Raw genomic sequence first — 15,694 nt, 5'->3', positions numbered from 1 at the left:
AGGGCGGCCTGCGCTCGATTCAGGAACATTCCATGTTACTGGTAGAAAAGTGAAAAAGGCTGCAATTTAGATTGCAGCCTTCCTGTTAAATCCAGTTATTCCGCTCTTTTCAGCGCGTCGCCGAGAATGGAAACGATGTCGTCGAAGTGGGATTTTTCGGCGATCAGCGGCGGTGAAAGAGCAATGATGTCGCCGGTGACGCGAATGAGCAGGCCACGTTCGAAGCAATCCACAAAGACATCATAGGCACGGGCGCCGATCGCGCCGTCGCGCGGCTGGAGTTCTATGCCGGCGATGAAGCCTATGGTGCGGATGTCGATGACGTTGGGCGAGCCCTTGAGCGAATGAATAGCATCGTGCCAGGCGTCCTGCAATTCGGAGGCGCGGGTGAAGAGGCCCTCGTCGCGATAGATGTCCAGCGTTGCGATGCCTGCCGCGCAGGCGACGGGGTGGCCGGAATAGGTATAGCCATGGAACAGTTCTATCTGGCTTTCGGGGCCATGCATCAAGGCATCATGAACCTTGCGGCTGGTGAAGACCGCACCCATGGGGATAGCTCCGTTTGTGAGCCCCTTCGCCGTGGTGACGATATCGGGCGTCACGCCGAAGTAATTACTGGCGAAGGATGAGCCCATGCGTCCGAAACCGGTGATGACCTCATCGAAGATCAGCAGAATGCCGTACTTGTCGCAGATGGCGCGCAGGCGTTCCAGATAGCCTTTCGGTGGCACGAGGACACCGGTGGAGCCCGCCACGGGTTCCACGATGCAGGCGGCGATGGTTTCCGCACCGTGCAGGGCGACCAATCGTTCCAGATCGTCCGCGAGCTCGGCGCCGTGCTCTGGCTGGCCCCTGACGAAGCTGTTCTTCGTAAGATCGTGGGTGTGACGCAGATGGTCGGCGGGGATTTGCGGGAAGACGCGGCGGTTGTTGACGAGGCCGCCCACGGAAATGCCGCCGAAACCGACACCGTGATACCCACGTTCGCGGCCGATGAGGCGGCTACGCGTCCCCTGGCCAATGGCTCGCTGATAGGCGATCGCGATTTTGAGCGCGGTATCGACCGATTCCGATCCCGAACCAGTGTAGAAGACGCGGTCCAGTTTGCCGCCTTCCGGGCCGGGGGCGATTTCCGCCAGCCGTTCGGCAAATTCGAATGCGACCGGGTGACCCATCTGGAATGAAGGTGCGTAATCCATAGTGGAAAGCTGGTGCTTCACTGCGGAGGCAATCTGCTGCCGTCCGTGGCCGGCATTAACGCACCAGAGGCCAGCCGTTCCATCGAGAACCTGACGGCCATCATTGCTGGTGTAATACATGCCTTCGGCGCTCGCCAGCAGACGGGGATTGGCCTTGAACTGCCGGTTGGCGGTAAAAGGCATCCAGTAGCTGTCAAGCGATGTGGAATTAGATCGGCTCGGGTTGTCCATCACGGTTCTCCTGTTCATGGCCGACGATTGAAAGCTATTTTCTTCACCGAACAAGCCCTTTTCTCCATGTGGCGAAGTGATTGAAAATACTGTAGGCGTGAAGACGGGTTTTCGATATTTCGAACAACGGCAACGGGGGCGACGGATGTCGGTGGATATAGGGGGACGTTTGCGCCATCTGCGGCTGCGTCACAATATTTCCCAACGGGAACTGGCAAGGCGTGCTGGTGTCACTAATTCTACGATTTCCCTGATCGAATCGAACACCTCGAACCCCTCCGTGGGCGCGCTGAAACGCATTCTCGATGGCATACCGATAGGGTTGGCCGAATTTTTCGCCTTTGAGCCGGAGACGAGCCGTAAGGCTTTTTACCGGGCGGACGAGCTGGTTGAAATTGGCAAGGGCCCGATCTCGTTTCGCCAGGTGGGCGAGAATGTCTTCGGCCGCAGCCTGCAGATACTGAAAGAGTGCTACCAGCCCGGCGCCGATACCGGCAAGGTGCCCTTGGTCCATGATGGCGAAGAAGGCGGCATTATCCTTTCAGGGCGACTGGAAGTAACGGTGGACGAGGAGAGGCGGGTGCTCGGCCCGGGTGATGCCTATTATTTCGAAAGCCGAAGGCCACATCGCTTCCGCTGCGTCGGACCGGTGGCCTGTGAGGTCATCAGCGCCTGCACACCGCCAACCTTCTGATTCCCCCAAACTGGGGCCTGGAACCACCTTCAGGAAAGGCGCGCAGGGCTGCGTTCAAAAAAAGTGGCCGTTAGCTATGCGCTTTTTGCGTAGCTGCCATGACAATAATGCAGTTTATCGCCACTCTTTTGCCGCCTTTGCCGCCTTTTAGCGATTTTTCCATCGCTTTTTCTTGGCGAGGTGCAGGTAGGGGGTAAAAAAATCCCAGCCGATATGTCAAATTTTATATGCATTGCCACAATCTTGCTGCGCCGCAAAAAAATTTAATAGTCTGTCATATGACGCGCTGTTCTTAACGTTCCTGTCTCATCTCGCCAAGTTATAAGAAACACATAAGAAAAGGCTATAGCTCCCGCAAAAACCAATACATGCGACGGCGTCACCCATGCTCTCAAGACATGGCCTCCAGCACATTTGTTGCTTTTTTGTGCAACCGTTAATATTGCCCGGACGTTGATCGGCCGCTCACGCAAGAAATCGCATAGACGGTTATGGGCAATGTGCCTTACAAAAAATCCATTAGCATCAAATTCCGAACACAGACTTGTTATCTCCTTTAGACGGAAAGACGCGCCTCCGGGCACCGACCAATCGCAAAACATAAATGGAGTTCTCTCTATGAAGTCCGCGACCCAATCGGCTGAACAGACACTCAGCAGCTCCGAAGATTTCGATGTCAGTTTCCCTATCGGGGGCATCGCAAAACGCAGCTTCGATATGACATCGGCTGCTCTTGCGCTGCTCATCTTCAGCCCGATATTCCTGCTGATCGCCGTTCTGGTGAAGATGTCCGACCCCGGTCCGATCTTTTATGGTCACCGTCGTGTGGGACATAATGGCCGCTATTTCCATTGCCTGAAATTCAGGACGATGGCGATGAACGGCGATGAGATCCTGCGGCAATATCTTGCCGCCAATCCGGAAGCCGCCGAGGAATGGCGGGCTACCCGCAAGCTCAAGAACGATCCGCGTGTTACGGCCGTTGGCGCCGTGCTGCGCAAGCTCTCCCTTGATGAACTGCCGCAGCTCATTAACATCCTTCGTGGTGAAATGAGTGTGGTTGGCCCGCGTCCCGTCGTGGACGAGGAGCTGAGCTACTATGAAAGCGCTGCCGCCTATTATCTCAGCACCCGCCCGGGTCTGACCGGCCTGTGGCAAATCAGCGGCCGTAACGACGTGTCTTACAAGACCCGCGTTGCCTTCGACACACAATATGTCCAGAACTGGTCGATGCGGCAGGATGTCTTCATCATCGTCAAGACCATTCCCGCCGTGTGCCTGTCACGCGGAAGCTACTGAAAACCGATATTGAGTTCGGCTATATCGATCTTCGCTTCGACACGCACCCCGACCGGGATCCCAAGTCCGGTCTTCGGGTGCGTCATTGGTGCTAATCATACCGGCCGCTTCTTGCGGCGCCGCCTTGCCGGTCGCGCGACGGCCTGATCGCCTGTATGGCGATCCGCTAACAGGGAGTTTCCCGATGAACGGCTTTTCCGCCGCCCACCGCCCGTTTGTGGCCCTCGTTCTTGCTGCTACCGTCGCTTTTTCCGCGCCGCTTTCCACAATGGCTGCGGATGGCGTTCAATATAAGCTCGGTACCGCGGACAAGCTGCGTATCCGCGTTGCCGAATGGCAACCGGCCGACGGCAGCATCCGCAACTGGGACGTCATCAACGGCGACTATTCCGTCGGGCCATCCGGTACGCTGTCCTTGCCCTTCATCGGTCAGCTCGACGTCGCAGGCAAGACTCCTTCCGAGGTGAGCGACCAGATCGGCGCTCAGCTTCAGAGCAAGTTCGCCCTCCGCAACCTGCCTTCGGCCTCCGTAGAGATCGCCCAGTTCCGGCCGATCTTTCTGAGTGGCGATGTGCAGACACCGGGTGAATATCCCTATGCCCCTAACATCACCGTGCTGAAGGCTGTCAGTCTTGCAGGCGGCTTGCGGAGGTCCGACGCCGGACAGCGTTTTGCCCGCGACTTCATCAATGCACGTGGTGATGCCGCCGTTTATGATAACCAGCGGGCAAGGCTGCTTGCCCGCCAGGCGCGGTTGATCGCCGAGGTAAAGGGCGATCAGACGATTACCAAGACGCCGGAGATGGAAAAGATCGCCGAGATCGACACGCTTCTCGCCAGCGAAAGCGCGCTGATGAAATCGCGGACCGAGCGTTATACACTTCAGCTCAAGGCGCTGACGGACTTGCACGCGCTTTTGCAGAGCGAAGTCGAATCCCTGAAGAAAAAGTCGGAAACGCAAAACCGGCAGCTTCAACTCGCCAATGAAGACCGCGACCGCGTCAACAGGCTGAACGAGCAAGGCCTTGCCTTGTCGCAGCGGCGCATTTCGGCAGAAGAACGTGCGGCCGAGGTGGAATCCACCCTCCTCGATATCGACACGCAGTCGCTGCGCGCCAAACAGGATATCAACAAGGCAACCCAGGACGAGATCAACCTGCGCAACGACTGGGTGGCGCAGCGCTCCAAGGAGTTGCAGGACACGGAAGCGGAACTCGACAAGCTCAATCTGCAGCTGACCACGAGCCGCGAATTGATGTCGGAGGCACTGGCGCAATCGGCCGAGGCGATCCGCTTCGATCCATCGGGTAAGTCCGCGACGATCAGCTATGTCGTGGTGCGTGAGGAAAACGGCAAGCCGAAGGAGCTGAAGGTCGATGAAAATGCCTTGCTTCAGCCCGGCGACGTCATCAAGGTCTCTTCCGAAATCCTGATGCAGTGAGGTTTCAATGCGGATCGCCAAATCGGCGCTGATCGATCCCGAACGCAATGAGATTTATGGGATGACGGCCGTTGCGCTGTCATTCTTCGTTTTCGCCTATTCGTCGCGTTTCGGGCAAATCTCGGTTCTGGCCTATTATGGCATGTGGTTGCCGCTGGTGGTGGTCGACTACCGGCGCGTGCTCGGCAATTATCCGCGTTACCTGTGGATTTTCGGCTTCGGCATTCTTACCGTCCTGTCCAGCTTCTGGTCGGAAGCCGTATCTGTAACCATGCGCGCCTCCATCCAATACATGACCCATATCGTTTGCGCGCTGGTTGCCATGCGCGTGATTTCCATCCGGACGCTGACGCGGGGCGCTCTGATTGGCATAGGCGTCGTCCTGCTCTATTCGCTCCTGTTCGGCATCTATCTTTTTGACGCGCTTGATGGGACCTACAGTTTCGTCGGTGCCTTCTCATCCAAAAACCAGCTCGGTTTCTACGCGTCGCTGGGCGTCATTTTTGCTGCCTCGTCTGTGCTGGTACTCAAGCAAAGGGGCATCTGGCTGCCGATTGCAGGCGTGACGGGACTCTTGTCTGCCTATAGCCTCGTCGCATCGCAATCTGCCACCTCCGCCATCACCACCGCGGCCGTTGTCGCCCTCATCATCGGTTTTATCCCGATCGGGATGCTTTCGCCCGCAAACCGTAAAATGATGTTTTTTGCTCTCGGCGGTCTCGGCGCGCTGCTTGCGGTGGCTGCGCTACAGTTCGGTCTGTTAGATGCCATTCTCGGTATCTTCGGCAAGGATTCGACGCTGACCGGCCGAACCTATCTCTGGCAGCAGGGCATAGAGGCTGCAAAGCAGGCTCCGATCCTGGGGGTCGGCTACCAGGGATTCTGGGTCGCGGGTTTTGCCGATGCCGAACGGTTGTGGAACGACTTCTTCATCACCGGCCGCAGCGGCTTCCATTTCCACAATACCTATATCGAGACAGTGGTGGAAAACGGCTTTGTCGGCATGATCCTGCTGGGCATGGTGCTTTACGGCACGCTGCTGGGACATCTGAGATCGGTGCTGATGCGTCGAAGCGACCCGCAGGGCGTTATCCTTTTTGCGATTTGCGCGCTGTTCGTGGTGCGATCCTTCGTGGAGATTGACATCATCTTCCCCTATCAGATCGGTTCGTTCCTGCTTTATTTCGCGGCCGGAAAACTTTGCCTTCCGGTAAAGGCGGCGCGGAACGGTGAGACTCACCCCGCTATCGGCATGAGACTGCAGACCAGACCCTAGAGATAATCCGCCGAGACATGTGGACTGGCGTGAATGAAGCTCCACATGTCCTTGCTGACCTCGACAATGTCGGCGATTGATTTTTCGAGCTGGCCGATTTCCTTTTCGTCCATGCGCTCGACCTTGCCGTAGCGGACCTGGCTGTCATCTTCCACCAGACGCATCAGCTGAGTGCTGGCGATATCGCCCTTTTCGTCAAAAGAATAGATGCAGTGATTGTATTTGTTGCGCGTCTTCGCTTCCCTCTTCAGCCGCGCCATGATGGAGAGGACAGTCTTCCGGTCCTTCGCGTCGGTGGAGGGAAGCTTTGCCAGGCGTTCGATGAGATCCATGCGCGCCCGCGTGGTGTTGAGGGTGAGGAACACGACGATGGCAGCCTCCTTGTCCACTTTCAAAAGGTGGACGATCAGATAGATCATCAGGCTCTCGGTGTTGGTCCACACATAGTTCAGCCTGCCGACCAGCAGCAATACATCCGACATCGCCGCCATGACGCTTCTCCCGCCCCGACAAAACATCCTTCGACATCATATGCCGACTGTCGCGGAAAAGACAGGGTAGGTTACTGATATTTCTTCATCTTTCCTTGAAAGCACGGGACATGCTGTCAGCGATCGGCTTGGTCAGATATTCGAAGAAAGTACGCTCCGAAGTCTGGATCAAGACGTCGGCAGGCATGCCCGGCACGGGGCGGAAATTATGGACCTTGGCGATTTCCTCATCGGGCACCTGCACGCGCACGATATAAACATCCTTGACCTGCAGACCGGCGTTCTCCTCGATGCTGTCGGCGGAAACGTAAAAAACCTTGCCGTTCAGGACCGGCGTGGTGCGGCGGTTGAGCGCCGAAAGACGGATCGCCGCCGTCTGCCCCTCGTGCAGTTGGTCAATCGAGGTTCTGAGCACCTGCGCCTCGAGGATCAGCGGAACATGGGCCGGCAGGATTTCCATGATCGGCTTGCCTGTCGTTATGACGCCCCCGGGCGTGTGATAATAAGCGCGCACGACAGTTCCGTTGACGGGGGAGCGGATGACGGTGCGCTCCAGCACTTCGGCGGCCCCACGGACCTGTTCGCGCACGCTGTCAAGATCGGACTCCGCCGTCTCCAGCGCGTCAAGCGCCGCCTGCTTGTTGGCGTTGACCGCAATGATCGCTTCCTGCTTGAATTTGGCGATCTCCGCTTCGCTCTGGTTCATTTCGCCGCTGAGACGGGCAATGTCCCCCATCGCATCGGCAATGGCGCGCTCCAGCGCCAGCATGTCGGTCTTGCGGATGACACCATCCTTGGCGAGCCTCTCCTTGGAATCGCGTTCCTGCGTGAGAAGCGCGAGTTGCCGGTCGAAGGACTGCTTTTGCCCGTCATAACCCGCATAACGAAACTCCAGCGACCTGATGTTCTTCTCGATCAGATTCAACTGCTCTTCGAGCTTGATGAGTTTGCTATGGAACACGATGTTCTGGCTCTGGATGATGGCGTTGATATCCGGATCGCCGGCTTCCTTCATGACGATGTCGGGCACCTTGAAGCTCTTTGCGCCCTGCGCTTCGGCGCGCAGGCGCGTGACGATGGTCTCAAGCCGAAGCCGCCGCAGCTGCAACATGCGTTCGTTGGCGAGCGCCGTCGTCTTGTCGAGTGTGAGCAGCACGTCGCCTACCTTGACCGTGTCGCCTTCGCTGACCATCATCTCCTTGATGATGCCACCTTCCAGATGCTGCACGACCTTGTTATTGCCGGTGGCAACGAAGCTGCCCTGGGCGATGATGGCGGAGGAGAGCGGCGCGGTGCCAGCCCAGTAGCCGAACCCGCCGAAGGAGGCGAGCAGCACGGCAAGACCGATCGAGCTGTGCAGGCGGATTGAGCGCGGTACCTCGCTGTACCATTCCAGCTGACCCTGTGGTTTGACTTCGGCAATGGCGTTCTTTTTCCTGAACATGACGATCCTCAACCCTCGATCTGCGGGGACTGGCTGGCCTGGCGGCCATTGCCGGAGAGCGCTTTCAGCACGTCCATCCTTTCGCCGAACATGGCGACCGACCCGTCTTTCAGCACCATGATCTTGTCGACGCATTGCAGAAGCGCGGGCCGCTGGGTGATTGTGACAGTGGTGATGCCCTGTCTTTTGGCGTGCAGCAGCGCCTTGGCCAGGGCCTGCTCACCCTGGGTGTCGAGGTTTGAGTTCGGTTCGTCCAGCACCACGAATTTTGGGTCGCCGAAGAAGGCCCGAGCAAGTGCGATGCGCTGTTTCTGCCCGCCGGAAAGCGGTGCGCCATCGGCGGCGACCACGGTTTCATAACCCTGCGGGAAACCGGCAATCAACTCGTGAACGTCGGCCAGCACTGCGGCCTCATAGATTTGCCTGTCCTCTATATCGTCGCGCATGCGGCAGATATTGGCTTTGATGGTGCCCGGGAACAACTGCACGTCCTGTGGCAGATAACCAATACTTTCCCCGAACTGCCGCTGGTCCCAGTTGCGCAGATCCATGAGATCGAGGCGGACATTGCCCGATGTAGGCAGGATGGAGCCGACCAGCATTTTGCCGAGCGTCGTTTTGCCAGAGCCGGAATTGCCGATGATGGCAAGCGATTCGCCCTTTTTCAGCGAAAAAGAGATACCGTTCAGGATCACTTTCTTCTGCGGCGGCGGTACGAAGAGAATGCGCTCAACATCCAGGCGTCCTTCCGGATTGGGAAGGCGCAGGCGCGGGAAATTGAGCGGTGAGCTGATGAGGAGCTGCTTGATGCGGCCATAGGAGGCGGCCGATTTGTTGAACTGGTGCCAGCCCTCGATCGCTCCTTCAATGGGCGCGAGCGCACGGCCCGAGACGATGGAGGCCGCAATCACCATCCCGCCTGTCAGCTCGCCGGAGAGCGAAAGATGCGCGCCCCAGCCGAGAAGCGCAACCTGTGTGATCATACGCGCGGCCTTGGACACGCCAGAGAACATGATGTTTCGATCCTGTGCGGCCACATGCGATTTCAGCGAGCCCGCCGTTTCGCGGCCCCACATTTTTACCGCTTCGGGGATCATGGCGAGCGCGTTGATGATCTGCGAATTGCGCGACATGGAATCGAGATGGAAATTGGCGCGGCTCAGATAACCCGAGGCTTCGGAGAATTGCCGTGCGGTGAAGCGCTGGTTCAGCCAGGCGATGGTGAACAGCACGGCGCAGCAGACCATGATGATAATACCGAGATGCGGATGGACCAGATAAACCACCACGATGAAGAGCGGCATCAGCGGCGCATCGAGAAAAGCGATAAGGGTTCCCGAGGTGAGGAATGAGCGCAATTGCTGTAAATCCTGCAATATCTGGTAATCCTTGCCGCTGCCATGCAGGGAGGCTCGTGCGGCGGCAGACAGGATGGGAGCGCCGAGCTGGACCTCGAGCTCCACAGCGGTACGCATCAGGATGAAGCGGCGGATGGCATCCATGAAAGCCTGCAGCAGTACCGCTCCGAGAACCGCGACCGTCAGCATCACGAGCGTATCCATCGAGCGGCTCGTCAGCACGCGGTCCGAAATCTGAAACAGATAAAGGGGTATGGCGAGAAGCAGGACGTTGATGGCGACGGTGAACAGCATCACCACAATCATGTTGCGGCGTACCGCGGCGATACCCTTGGCAAGGCTTGCAGCGAAATTGATGGGTTCGCTGCGTTTATGAAAGCCGCTCTGGCTGCTGCCACCGCCGCCGCCACCGCCGCCACTGCCCGTTGGCTCCTTGCCATCGCCGCCACCGCCCGTCGCCGGGCGGCGTTCGGTTTCACGGATCGGACCGTCATTGTTGTCGATAGTCTTGACGAAGGGGAGGTCGGGCGCGCTCTTCAGTTCTGCATTGTCGATCTTGGCTTTGGGGGCAGGTCGCGACGCGGGGTGTGGCTCCTGCTGTGGTGCGGGGTTTCCCGCTGGCATATCCCGCAATGTGCCGGATTGCGGAGTCGTAGGCGAGGGCGGTGGGGCCACCTCCGGAGAGGGCGGGGTTGCCCTAGCGATCTGTTCCGCACCCGACAACTGGCGAAGGTTCTCTACGGCTTCATTGATGGCTGAGATACAGGCGTCTGTCAGCTTGCTGTCTTCCGCGTCCTGATCCAGCGGTAAATCCAGCGAGCGTCCATCCGCAATCGTTCTTCTTGAAATATGATCCATTTTTATCGGTCCCCTCGGTGATCTTGCGGCTTTTGCGGTTACGCAGGCGGAACTACCGCCGGCAAAACCTACGCGGTGACCGCTTGCATGACGTCGGATGAGTGAGCATTGGACCACGACAGGTCGTGCCCGGCATTGATGACGCCGTCGGATTCGTTTTCGATGGTGGCGGGATCGTCGTGAAGAAAGGCGATGACCTCGTTGGCAAGTTGGCCCGGTTGCGCCGGCTGCGACGTATCGTTTTCGATGATGCCGCCCTGTATCAGAATGGCGTCGGAATAAACGCCGCCGGCAACATAGGTGGTGGAACCGAAGCTGTCGTAATCAATGATCTGCGCGAGATTGATGACGGCATTGCTGCCGGTATCGATATGGACGTCGGTATTCTCGTTGTTTTCGAGCACCTTGGCAGCGGCCTGGGTAACGTCGTCGGAATCGCCGAGCACACTCACCTGCTTGATGATGCTGACATCGTAGAGATTGCCGGTGATGTAGAGCACGTTCAGTCCCTGATAGCCGGCAAAATTGCTGTCATGCGCAAGTGCATCCGGCATGTTCGGATCGCGCTCATTGATCGCGGACACCGTCTGCGCCATGTAGTCGGGCATCGTTTCGAAGCGGTCGTTGGACCCGACGTTATAGATGGAGGCATCATTCCAAAGGAGATTGTTGCCGGATTGAATAGTGGCGCCTCCCGGTGCATCGGGATTGGCGCGGGCCCAGTCATTGTCGTAAAGCACGGCGATCTGGCTGATGAGGTTCATGTCCAGCACATTGCCGCCAACGATGATGAGGTCATACTGCATTCCGATGCCGAGGAAATTCGCAATATTGAGTGCGGCATTTCCCCCTGTCAAAAGACTGACGCTCGCACCGGATGTCGTGATCATCATCGTGTCGTTGTCGCTGACGAACTGGTATTGTTCGATCCAATGCACGAAGGAAACGTCACCCTCCAATACGCTGACGCGCCACGCGGTGGGGAAAATCGGCATTTCGCCGGTTTCAGGGCTCTCCGTCGCCGTATTTTCCGCGCCGGGGAAAATGCTGCGTTCGAAATTGGCGATGTTGTAGGCGGCCGTGTCGGCCTGATCCTCGGAACGGGTGAAAACGGAAGCGATTTCGTCCCTGTCGCTATATATATAGGCCTGGGTGATCGCATCGATCTGGTGGTAGTCACCCATTACGGCGGTGACGGAGGTCATGACGGCGGTGTTGACCAATGTCGCGACGTTGGCGACGACATTGGCGCCTGCGGCCACATCGAGACTGTTGCCGGCGGGACTTTCTTCATGCAGCGCAACGTCACTTCGTTCCGGTTCTTCCGGAGGCTTGGCAATGCCGCGATCCGGCATGTAGTCGTCCAGCGCCGGCTTCTCAGCGGCGGCAACGCCATTGATATAAAGACCATTGATGTCGTTGCCGGCCAGGACGAAATCCTGATCTGCGCCGGTCCCGAGTGAGGTAACGTCGTTGTCTCGGGCGTGCTCGATATAATCATGCGCGGTCTTGGCGAGAGCCTGCAGCGCATCATAGCTGTCGGTGCGCTGGAAACCGGAAAAAGGGGTGAAGACGGACGCTTCGTTGTAGAATTCGACTGTACGTTCAGTGACGAAGCTGGTGTCGCGGGCCACGTTGGGGCCGTCCGTCATATTCAGATAATCATCGTCCTGAAGAATATTCACCTGCGCGATATGGGCGACAACCGAGCCTGGGCCGGTATGAATTACCAGCTCACGTTCGTCCTCGAAGGAAAGGCGACCTGGAAAGCGGAAATTCGCAGCGGAAATATCGACCGGTATCGAATTCGCAAACTGCTGCATGTCATGTTCGACCGTGCGTGCGAAATGCGGCGGGAGATAATCGAAGTCGTAATAGCCGGCATGGTACTTGACGCCAGGATCGTAGTCCTGAAGTGCAACGTCATAGTTCTTGTCGAGCAGCCTTGCTGCTTCCTCTTCCGGCAGTTGCTCAGGCCCGGAACGTGCGGGGCCTTCACTATAGTTGTTTCGCAGACGTGCTTCTTCGGCCATCGTGTCGAACAGGCCGATGAAATGCGCGATCATGTCTGAAATCTTGTCAATATGCATTGGAGGTCCCTCCCCGATCATTGCGGCACGTCACAGATGGCGGGCGGCACACGTCTTGGAAGCGGTGCTTCTCTGTCGCCAGGCCTGTCCATGAACCGCAAACTGCACCGGCGGACGCCGGTGCAGCTCTTTTCGTCAAGAGATGGTTGTCAGGAGTGATCCTCACCGACGTCCGAGACACTGGAGTTGCCCCCTGTGACCGTGACGTCAACGGCATTGGAGAGCATGTTGGCGCCCTGCACCAGCTCCAGATGGAAGCCGGAATTTGCAAGGATTGCCGATGCGTCGGCCGTGCTGGTGCCTGCTGCGTCGTCGCCGGCCTTGAGATCCCATCCCTTGCCGTCGATGCCTTCTGCGCCATAGGCGTCGCCTGCATTGGCGCTCAGGTGGTTTTCGGCGCCACCGTTCTGCATCTTGATGTCGTACGCCTCATCCTGATCCGCCAGGTGGTTGGCCTGCACGAGGCTGAAGCCCGTGTCGTTGCCGTCACCGTTGAGCGAGTCGTTGAGGATGCTGTCGACATCCAGGGTAAAGGAGAAGTCGTCACCCAGATTGAAGGTGAGGTCTCCGCCGGCGATGCCGAGATTGCCGACATCCTTGACGCCCGTGATGTTGCCGAAGTCGTCATCCGACTTGTAGAAACTGTCCGAGGAGTTGAAGCTGTCGGTGGTTGTCGAGACCTTGGTGGAGGTGTCGTTGTCGGAATAGGAGAACGTCTTGTTGTCCGTATCCGTAATCGTCTTCACGTTGGTGTCGTTGTCGCTGTACGACTTGCTTTCATAGCTCCAGTCGTAATCGGTCTTGATTTCGGTGCTGGTTTCGGTGCTCGTCTTGGTCGTCGTGTCGTTATCGCTGTACGACTTGCTGTCATAGCTCCAGTCATAGTCGTTATCGCGATTGTCACCATTGCCGACTGCAACATCGATCTTGGCATCAACATCCACATTGGTGCTGTTGTCGCTATTGTCGTTGTTGCGGTTTTCACCGTTCGCGGTGCCGACGTTGCTGTCTTCCACCTTGGCGTCATTGGTAGACGTGTTGGCAAAACCATCGGAAAGCGCGCCGATCTTGGTGATATCGTCGTCGCTGCCAGCGGATTTATGATCATAACCCATTTCGATTTCCTCCGAAAAAGCTCGGAGCAGCTTTCGAAATCCCTCTCATCTCAAACGGGATTTTTTCGCGCTTGCTCCGGATAGCATGAAGATTGATGTTTTGCAGATGGACTCGGTTACGCATCATCTGCGGTTCGGTATTGGCCCGTGGACGGGCTCTTTTTGTTTAGCCCTTGTGCGCTACTCGATAAAAAAGGGCGCACAAATCCGTTCCTCGCTCCCGCAGGGTAGCGCGGTGGCTTCGTCTTTTCGCTTGCATGTTTTCTTGAAAAGGGTCCGGCGCTCTCAAACACACGTCAAGGCCGGGAGTGTCTTTCCATCAGCCGCCGTTCAGCGACGGTTAGACTGTGCCGCAGAAAAATTGCGCTTCCTAGATATCAATTTGGGCTAAACCTATCGGCGTTCCACCCGGATATATACGTCGCAAGCGGTTGTCCTGCGCATCGTTCGCCGGTTCATTCTCGAAAAAAACGCCGCTTCGGCAGGGCAGAGCGGCTGTTTCGTGAAACATGGTTTATTTCGGTGGAGAGAGGTCCCCATCCCGAAAAGGCACAGGCTTTGGCATGTGCGGCAGGCGAGCTATGTCGAGGGATATCAACTGGAAGTTACATTTCGTCGGAACGCAAAACCAGCACGAAAGCTTTTCCGATATATTTGTTTTTACGCAGGTTCCGGGATCACTGATTCTGATCCGGCTTAACCTATTTTGTATGTCAATTGTAAAAAATAACCCGTTTGGGCCATTTATTTACGCAGCTTTTCGTATTAGCGTTTACGAATTAACGGGTGATTAATAATAGTTGACATGACATGAAGCGGAGAATCGCCTCCAAGTTTTAAGGGGTGGGTCGCCGGGCGGATGACAGACTGCGCAACCAAAAGAAAGTAATGCGTAAGCGCTTGAGGGAGGCGTCAATGTTCATGGGAACGTCAGATTATGCGGCAAAACAAAAAAACGCCGTTACACATATAAATGGAACTTTGTTGATCGTAGCGGATCCGGACCTGTTTTCCGAGTGCCTCATGGAGGCGTTGGGCAAAAAGTTCCCTACATTCTCCGTGGTAAGCGTGACATCGTCGGCAACGATTGATGATGATTACGGCGCCGACGTCCGGCTCGTATTGCCCTATCGCCTGGCGGGTGAGCGGCTTAATAGTGTATTGTCGGCGATCCGTGAAAAACATCCTGAAGCGCCGATTGCGCTCGTCGTGGAAACGATCGACAAAATTGAAGAGCCACTGAAGCGGCTGGTGGGAATGCGCATCATCGATGGTGTGCTGCCGCTTAATCTCCGGCTCGACGTCTTCATGGCGGCGGTCGACCTGCTCATGAAGGGCGGGGAGCATTTCCCGGCGGCCCTTCTAGGCAAGCTTACGCCCTATCCCACCGCAGTCGGTGGTAAAAGCGTGCGGAACAGCCCTGTCATCGCCAACCGTGCCGACGCCCTCGCCGAGAGCAGGAGCGACATGGCGACGCTGACGACGCGTGAGGTGCAAATCCTCGACCTGTTATGCAAGGGTACGCAGAACAAAATCATTGCCGACCGGCTTCATCTGTCCGAGAACACGGTGAAGGTCCACGTTCGCAACATCTACAAGAAGATGAACGTTCGCAACCGCACGGAGGCGGCGTCGCGTTTCTTCAGCAAGGATGAAGGCGCGACGTTCTCCGGCTGGAAGAACTGAGCGTCGAGCTGCCAGAGGCAGCCCGGACGTTATGCAGGAGGCTCAGGGCCTTAGGAAGCAGCGGGACTTTTGCCCAAATCCGCTCGGCGAGCAGATATAGGGAGAAGAGCCCGAATAGGAAGGTCGCGAAACTGCCGGTGTGTCCGAAGCATCTGCAACAAGCGTAACGGCTGCGTTGCCGGTTTTTTGATAGCCATAGGCCGCCTTCGCCGGCGTGACGCGGCTCTTGATCGTAGTCGGGCTGGCCGATGCGGTTGTGAGAACGGCGTCTTCGACGACGGAGCATGAAGCGGTCGCGAAAGTGAAAGTCAAAAGTGCGCCGGCAACGAGCGCAAGACGACATTGACGGACTGTTTTGCCGCCACGGAAATAAGGCATTTCATTCATCATGTGTGTCCCCTGAAATCGACTGTCTGTCGCATCTCGCCGGGCGGTTTTGTTCCCGGTGGACCGAGCCTTACAAAACCAGGATAGCCCCGACTGGTTGAGCGAAGCTTGCGCTAATGCTCAAT

At 57.1% G+C, this 15,694-nt stretch carries 12 protein-coding genes; 5 read left to right on the top strand and 7 right to left on the bottom strand.

Annotation, left to right across the window (positions count from 1 at the left end):
- Positions 1-95 precede the first annotated feature (95 nt).
- Positions 96-1,430, bottom strand: coding sequence for an aspartate aminotransferase family protein (locus K7A42_RS04865; RefSeq protein ID WP_125270817.1), 1,335 nt, complete (start codon positions 1,428-1,430; stop codon positions 96-98).
- A gap of 145 nt (positions 1,431-1,575) precedes the next feature.
- On the opposite strand from K7A42_RS04865, the gene K7A42_RS04860 reads away from it, so the two are divergent.
- The 4 genes from K7A42_RS04860 (at position 1,576) to K7A42_RS04845 (ending at position 6,140) form a co-directional block, all read left to right on the top strand.
- Positions 1,576-2,124 (top strand): cupin domain-containing protein, encoded by a 549-nt coding sequence (locus tag K7A42_RS04860; protein WP_004438580.1) that lies wholly within the window; start codon positions 1,576-1,578, stop codon positions 2,122-2,124.
- Between the two features lie 618 nt (positions 2,125-2,742).
- Positions 2,743-3,423 (top strand): sugar transferase, encoded by a 681-nt coding sequence (locus tag K7A42_RS04855; protein WP_004438583.1) that lies wholly within the window; start codon positions 2,743-2,745, stop codon positions 3,421-3,423.
- Positions 3,424-3,607: 184 nt separating this feature from the next.
- Entirely contained in the window at positions 3,608-4,864 is a 1,257-nt protein-coding gene (locus K7A42_RS04850; RefSeq protein WP_113731676.1) for a polysaccharide biosynthesis/export family protein, read from the top strand.
- Between the two features lie 7 nt (positions 4,865-4,871).
- Complete coding sequence (locus tag K7A42_RS04845; RefSeq protein ID WP_113344059.1) at positions 4,872-6,140, top strand: O-antigen ligase family protein; 1,269 nt, start codon at positions 4,872-4,874, stop codon at positions 6,138-6,140.
- Here K7A42_RS04845 and K7A42_RS04840 read toward each other — a convergent pair.
- The 5 genes from K7A42_RS04840 to K7A42_RS04820 form a co-directional block, all read right to left on the bottom strand.
- On the bottom strand, positions 6,137-6,631 hold the full coding sequence (locus tag K7A42_RS04840) for a hypothetical protein (protein WP_004438593.1): 495 nt from the start codon (positions 6,629-6,631) through the stop codon (positions 6,137-6,139). The two genes, K7A42_RS04845 and K7A42_RS04840, sit on opposite strands and share 4 nt — an antisense overlap.
- Positions 6,632-6,716: 85 nt before the next feature.
- The gene (locus K7A42_RS04835; RefSeq protein WP_004438597.1) at positions 6,717-8,075 is read right to left on the bottom strand and encodes an HlyD family type I secretion periplasmic adaptor subunit; all 1,359 of its coding nucleotides are present in this window, start codon (positions 8,073-8,075) and stop codon (positions 6,717-6,719) included.
- An 8-nt stretch (positions 8,076-8,083) separates the two neighbouring features.
- Complete coding sequence (locus K7A42_RS04830) at positions 8,084-10,291, bottom strand: type I secretion system permease/ATPase (protein ID WP_174151594.1); 2,208 nt, start codon at positions 10,289-10,291, stop codon at positions 8,084-8,086.
- Between the two features lie 68 nt (positions 10,292-10,359).
- Positions 10,360-12,381, bottom strand: a complete 2,022-nt coding sequence (locus tag K7A42_RS04825) for a hypothetical protein (RefSeq protein WP_174151593.1) — start codon at positions 12,379-12,381, stop codon at positions 10,360-10,362.
- A gap of 149 nt (positions 12,382-12,530) precedes the next feature.
- Positions 12,531-13,496 carry a hypothetical protein gene (locus K7A42_RS04820; protein ID WP_006698576.1) on the bottom strand — a complete coding sequence of 322 codons (966 nt, stop codon included), beginning with the start codon at positions 13,494-13,496 and terminating at the stop codon, positions 12,531-12,533.
- 915 nt (positions 13,497-14,411) lie between these two features.
- On the opposite strand from K7A42_RS04820, the gene K7A42_RS04815 reads away from it, so the two are divergent.
- The gene (locus K7A42_RS04815) at positions 14,412-15,182 is read left to right on the top strand and encodes a helix-turn-helix domain-containing protein (protein ID WP_022563657.1); all 771 of its coding nucleotides are present in this window, start codon (positions 14,412-14,414) and stop codon (positions 15,180-15,182) included.
- 42 nt (positions 15,183-15,224) lie between these two features.
- Here the strand turns inward: K7A42_RS04815 and K7A42_RS04810 are convergent, their stop codons facing one another.
- Positions 15,225-15,572 (bottom strand): hypothetical protein, encoded by a 348-nt coding sequence (locus tag K7A42_RS04810; RefSeq protein WP_006698574.1) that lies wholly within the window; start codon positions 15,570-15,572, stop codon positions 15,225-15,227.
- Between the last annotated feature and the right edge of the window lie 122 nt (positions 15,573-15,694).

The sequence above is a fragment of the Agrobacterium sp. InxBP2 genome (genome assembly GCF_026191755.1).
Taxonomy (GTDB): Bacteria; Pseudomonadota; Alphaproteobacteria; order Rhizobiales; family Rhizobiaceae; genus Agrobacterium; species Agrobacterium pusense.
This window is presented reverse-complemented; position numbering and strand designations above follow the sequence as displayed.

Coding starts and splice junctions, on each gene's coding strand:
- K7A42_RS04865 (WP_125270817.1), bottom strand. CDS start 1,430: ATGGACAACCCGAGCCGATCTAATTCCACATCGCTTGACAGCTACTGG.
- K7A42_RS04860 (WP_004438580.1), top strand. CDS start 1,576: ATGTCGGTGGATATAGGGGGACGTTTGCGCCATCTGCGGCTGCGTCAC.
- K7A42_RS04855 (WP_004438583.1), top strand. CDS start 2,743: ATGAAGTCCGCGACCCAATCGGCTGAACAGACACTCAGCAGCTCCGAA.
- K7A42_RS04850 (WP_113731676.1), top strand. CDS start 3,608: ATGAACGGCTTTTCCGCCGCCCACCGCCCGTTTGTGGCCCTCGTTCTT.
- K7A42_RS04845 (WP_113344059.1), top strand. CDS start 4,872: ATGCGGATCGCCAAATCGGCGCTGATCGATCCCGAACGCAATGAGATT.
- K7A42_RS04840 (WP_004438593.1), bottom strand. CDS start 6,631: ATGGCGGCGATGTCGGATGTATTGCTGCTGGTCGGCAGGCTGAACTAT.
- K7A42_RS04835 (WP_004438597.1), bottom strand. CDS start 8,075: ATGTTCAGGAAAAAGAACGCCATTGCCGAAGTCAAACCACAGGGTCAG.
- K7A42_RS04830 (WP_174151594.1), bottom strand. CDS start 10,291: ATGGATCATATTTCAAGAAGAACGATTGCGGATGGACGCTCGCTGGAT.
- K7A42_RS04825 (WP_174151593.1), bottom strand. CDS start 12,381: ATGCATATTGACAAGATTTCAGACATGATCGCGCATTTCATCGGCCTG.
- K7A42_RS04820 (WP_006698576.1), bottom strand. CDS start 13,496: ATGGGTTATGATCATAAATCCGCTGGCAGCGACGACGATATCACCAAG.
- K7A42_RS04815 (WP_022563657.1), top strand. CDS start 14,412: ATGTTCATGGGAACGTCAGATTATGCGGCAAAACAAAAAAACGCCGTT.
- K7A42_RS04810 (WP_006698574.1), bottom strand. CDS start 15,572: ATGATGAATGAAATGCCTTATTTCCGTGGCGGCAAAACAGTCCGTCAA.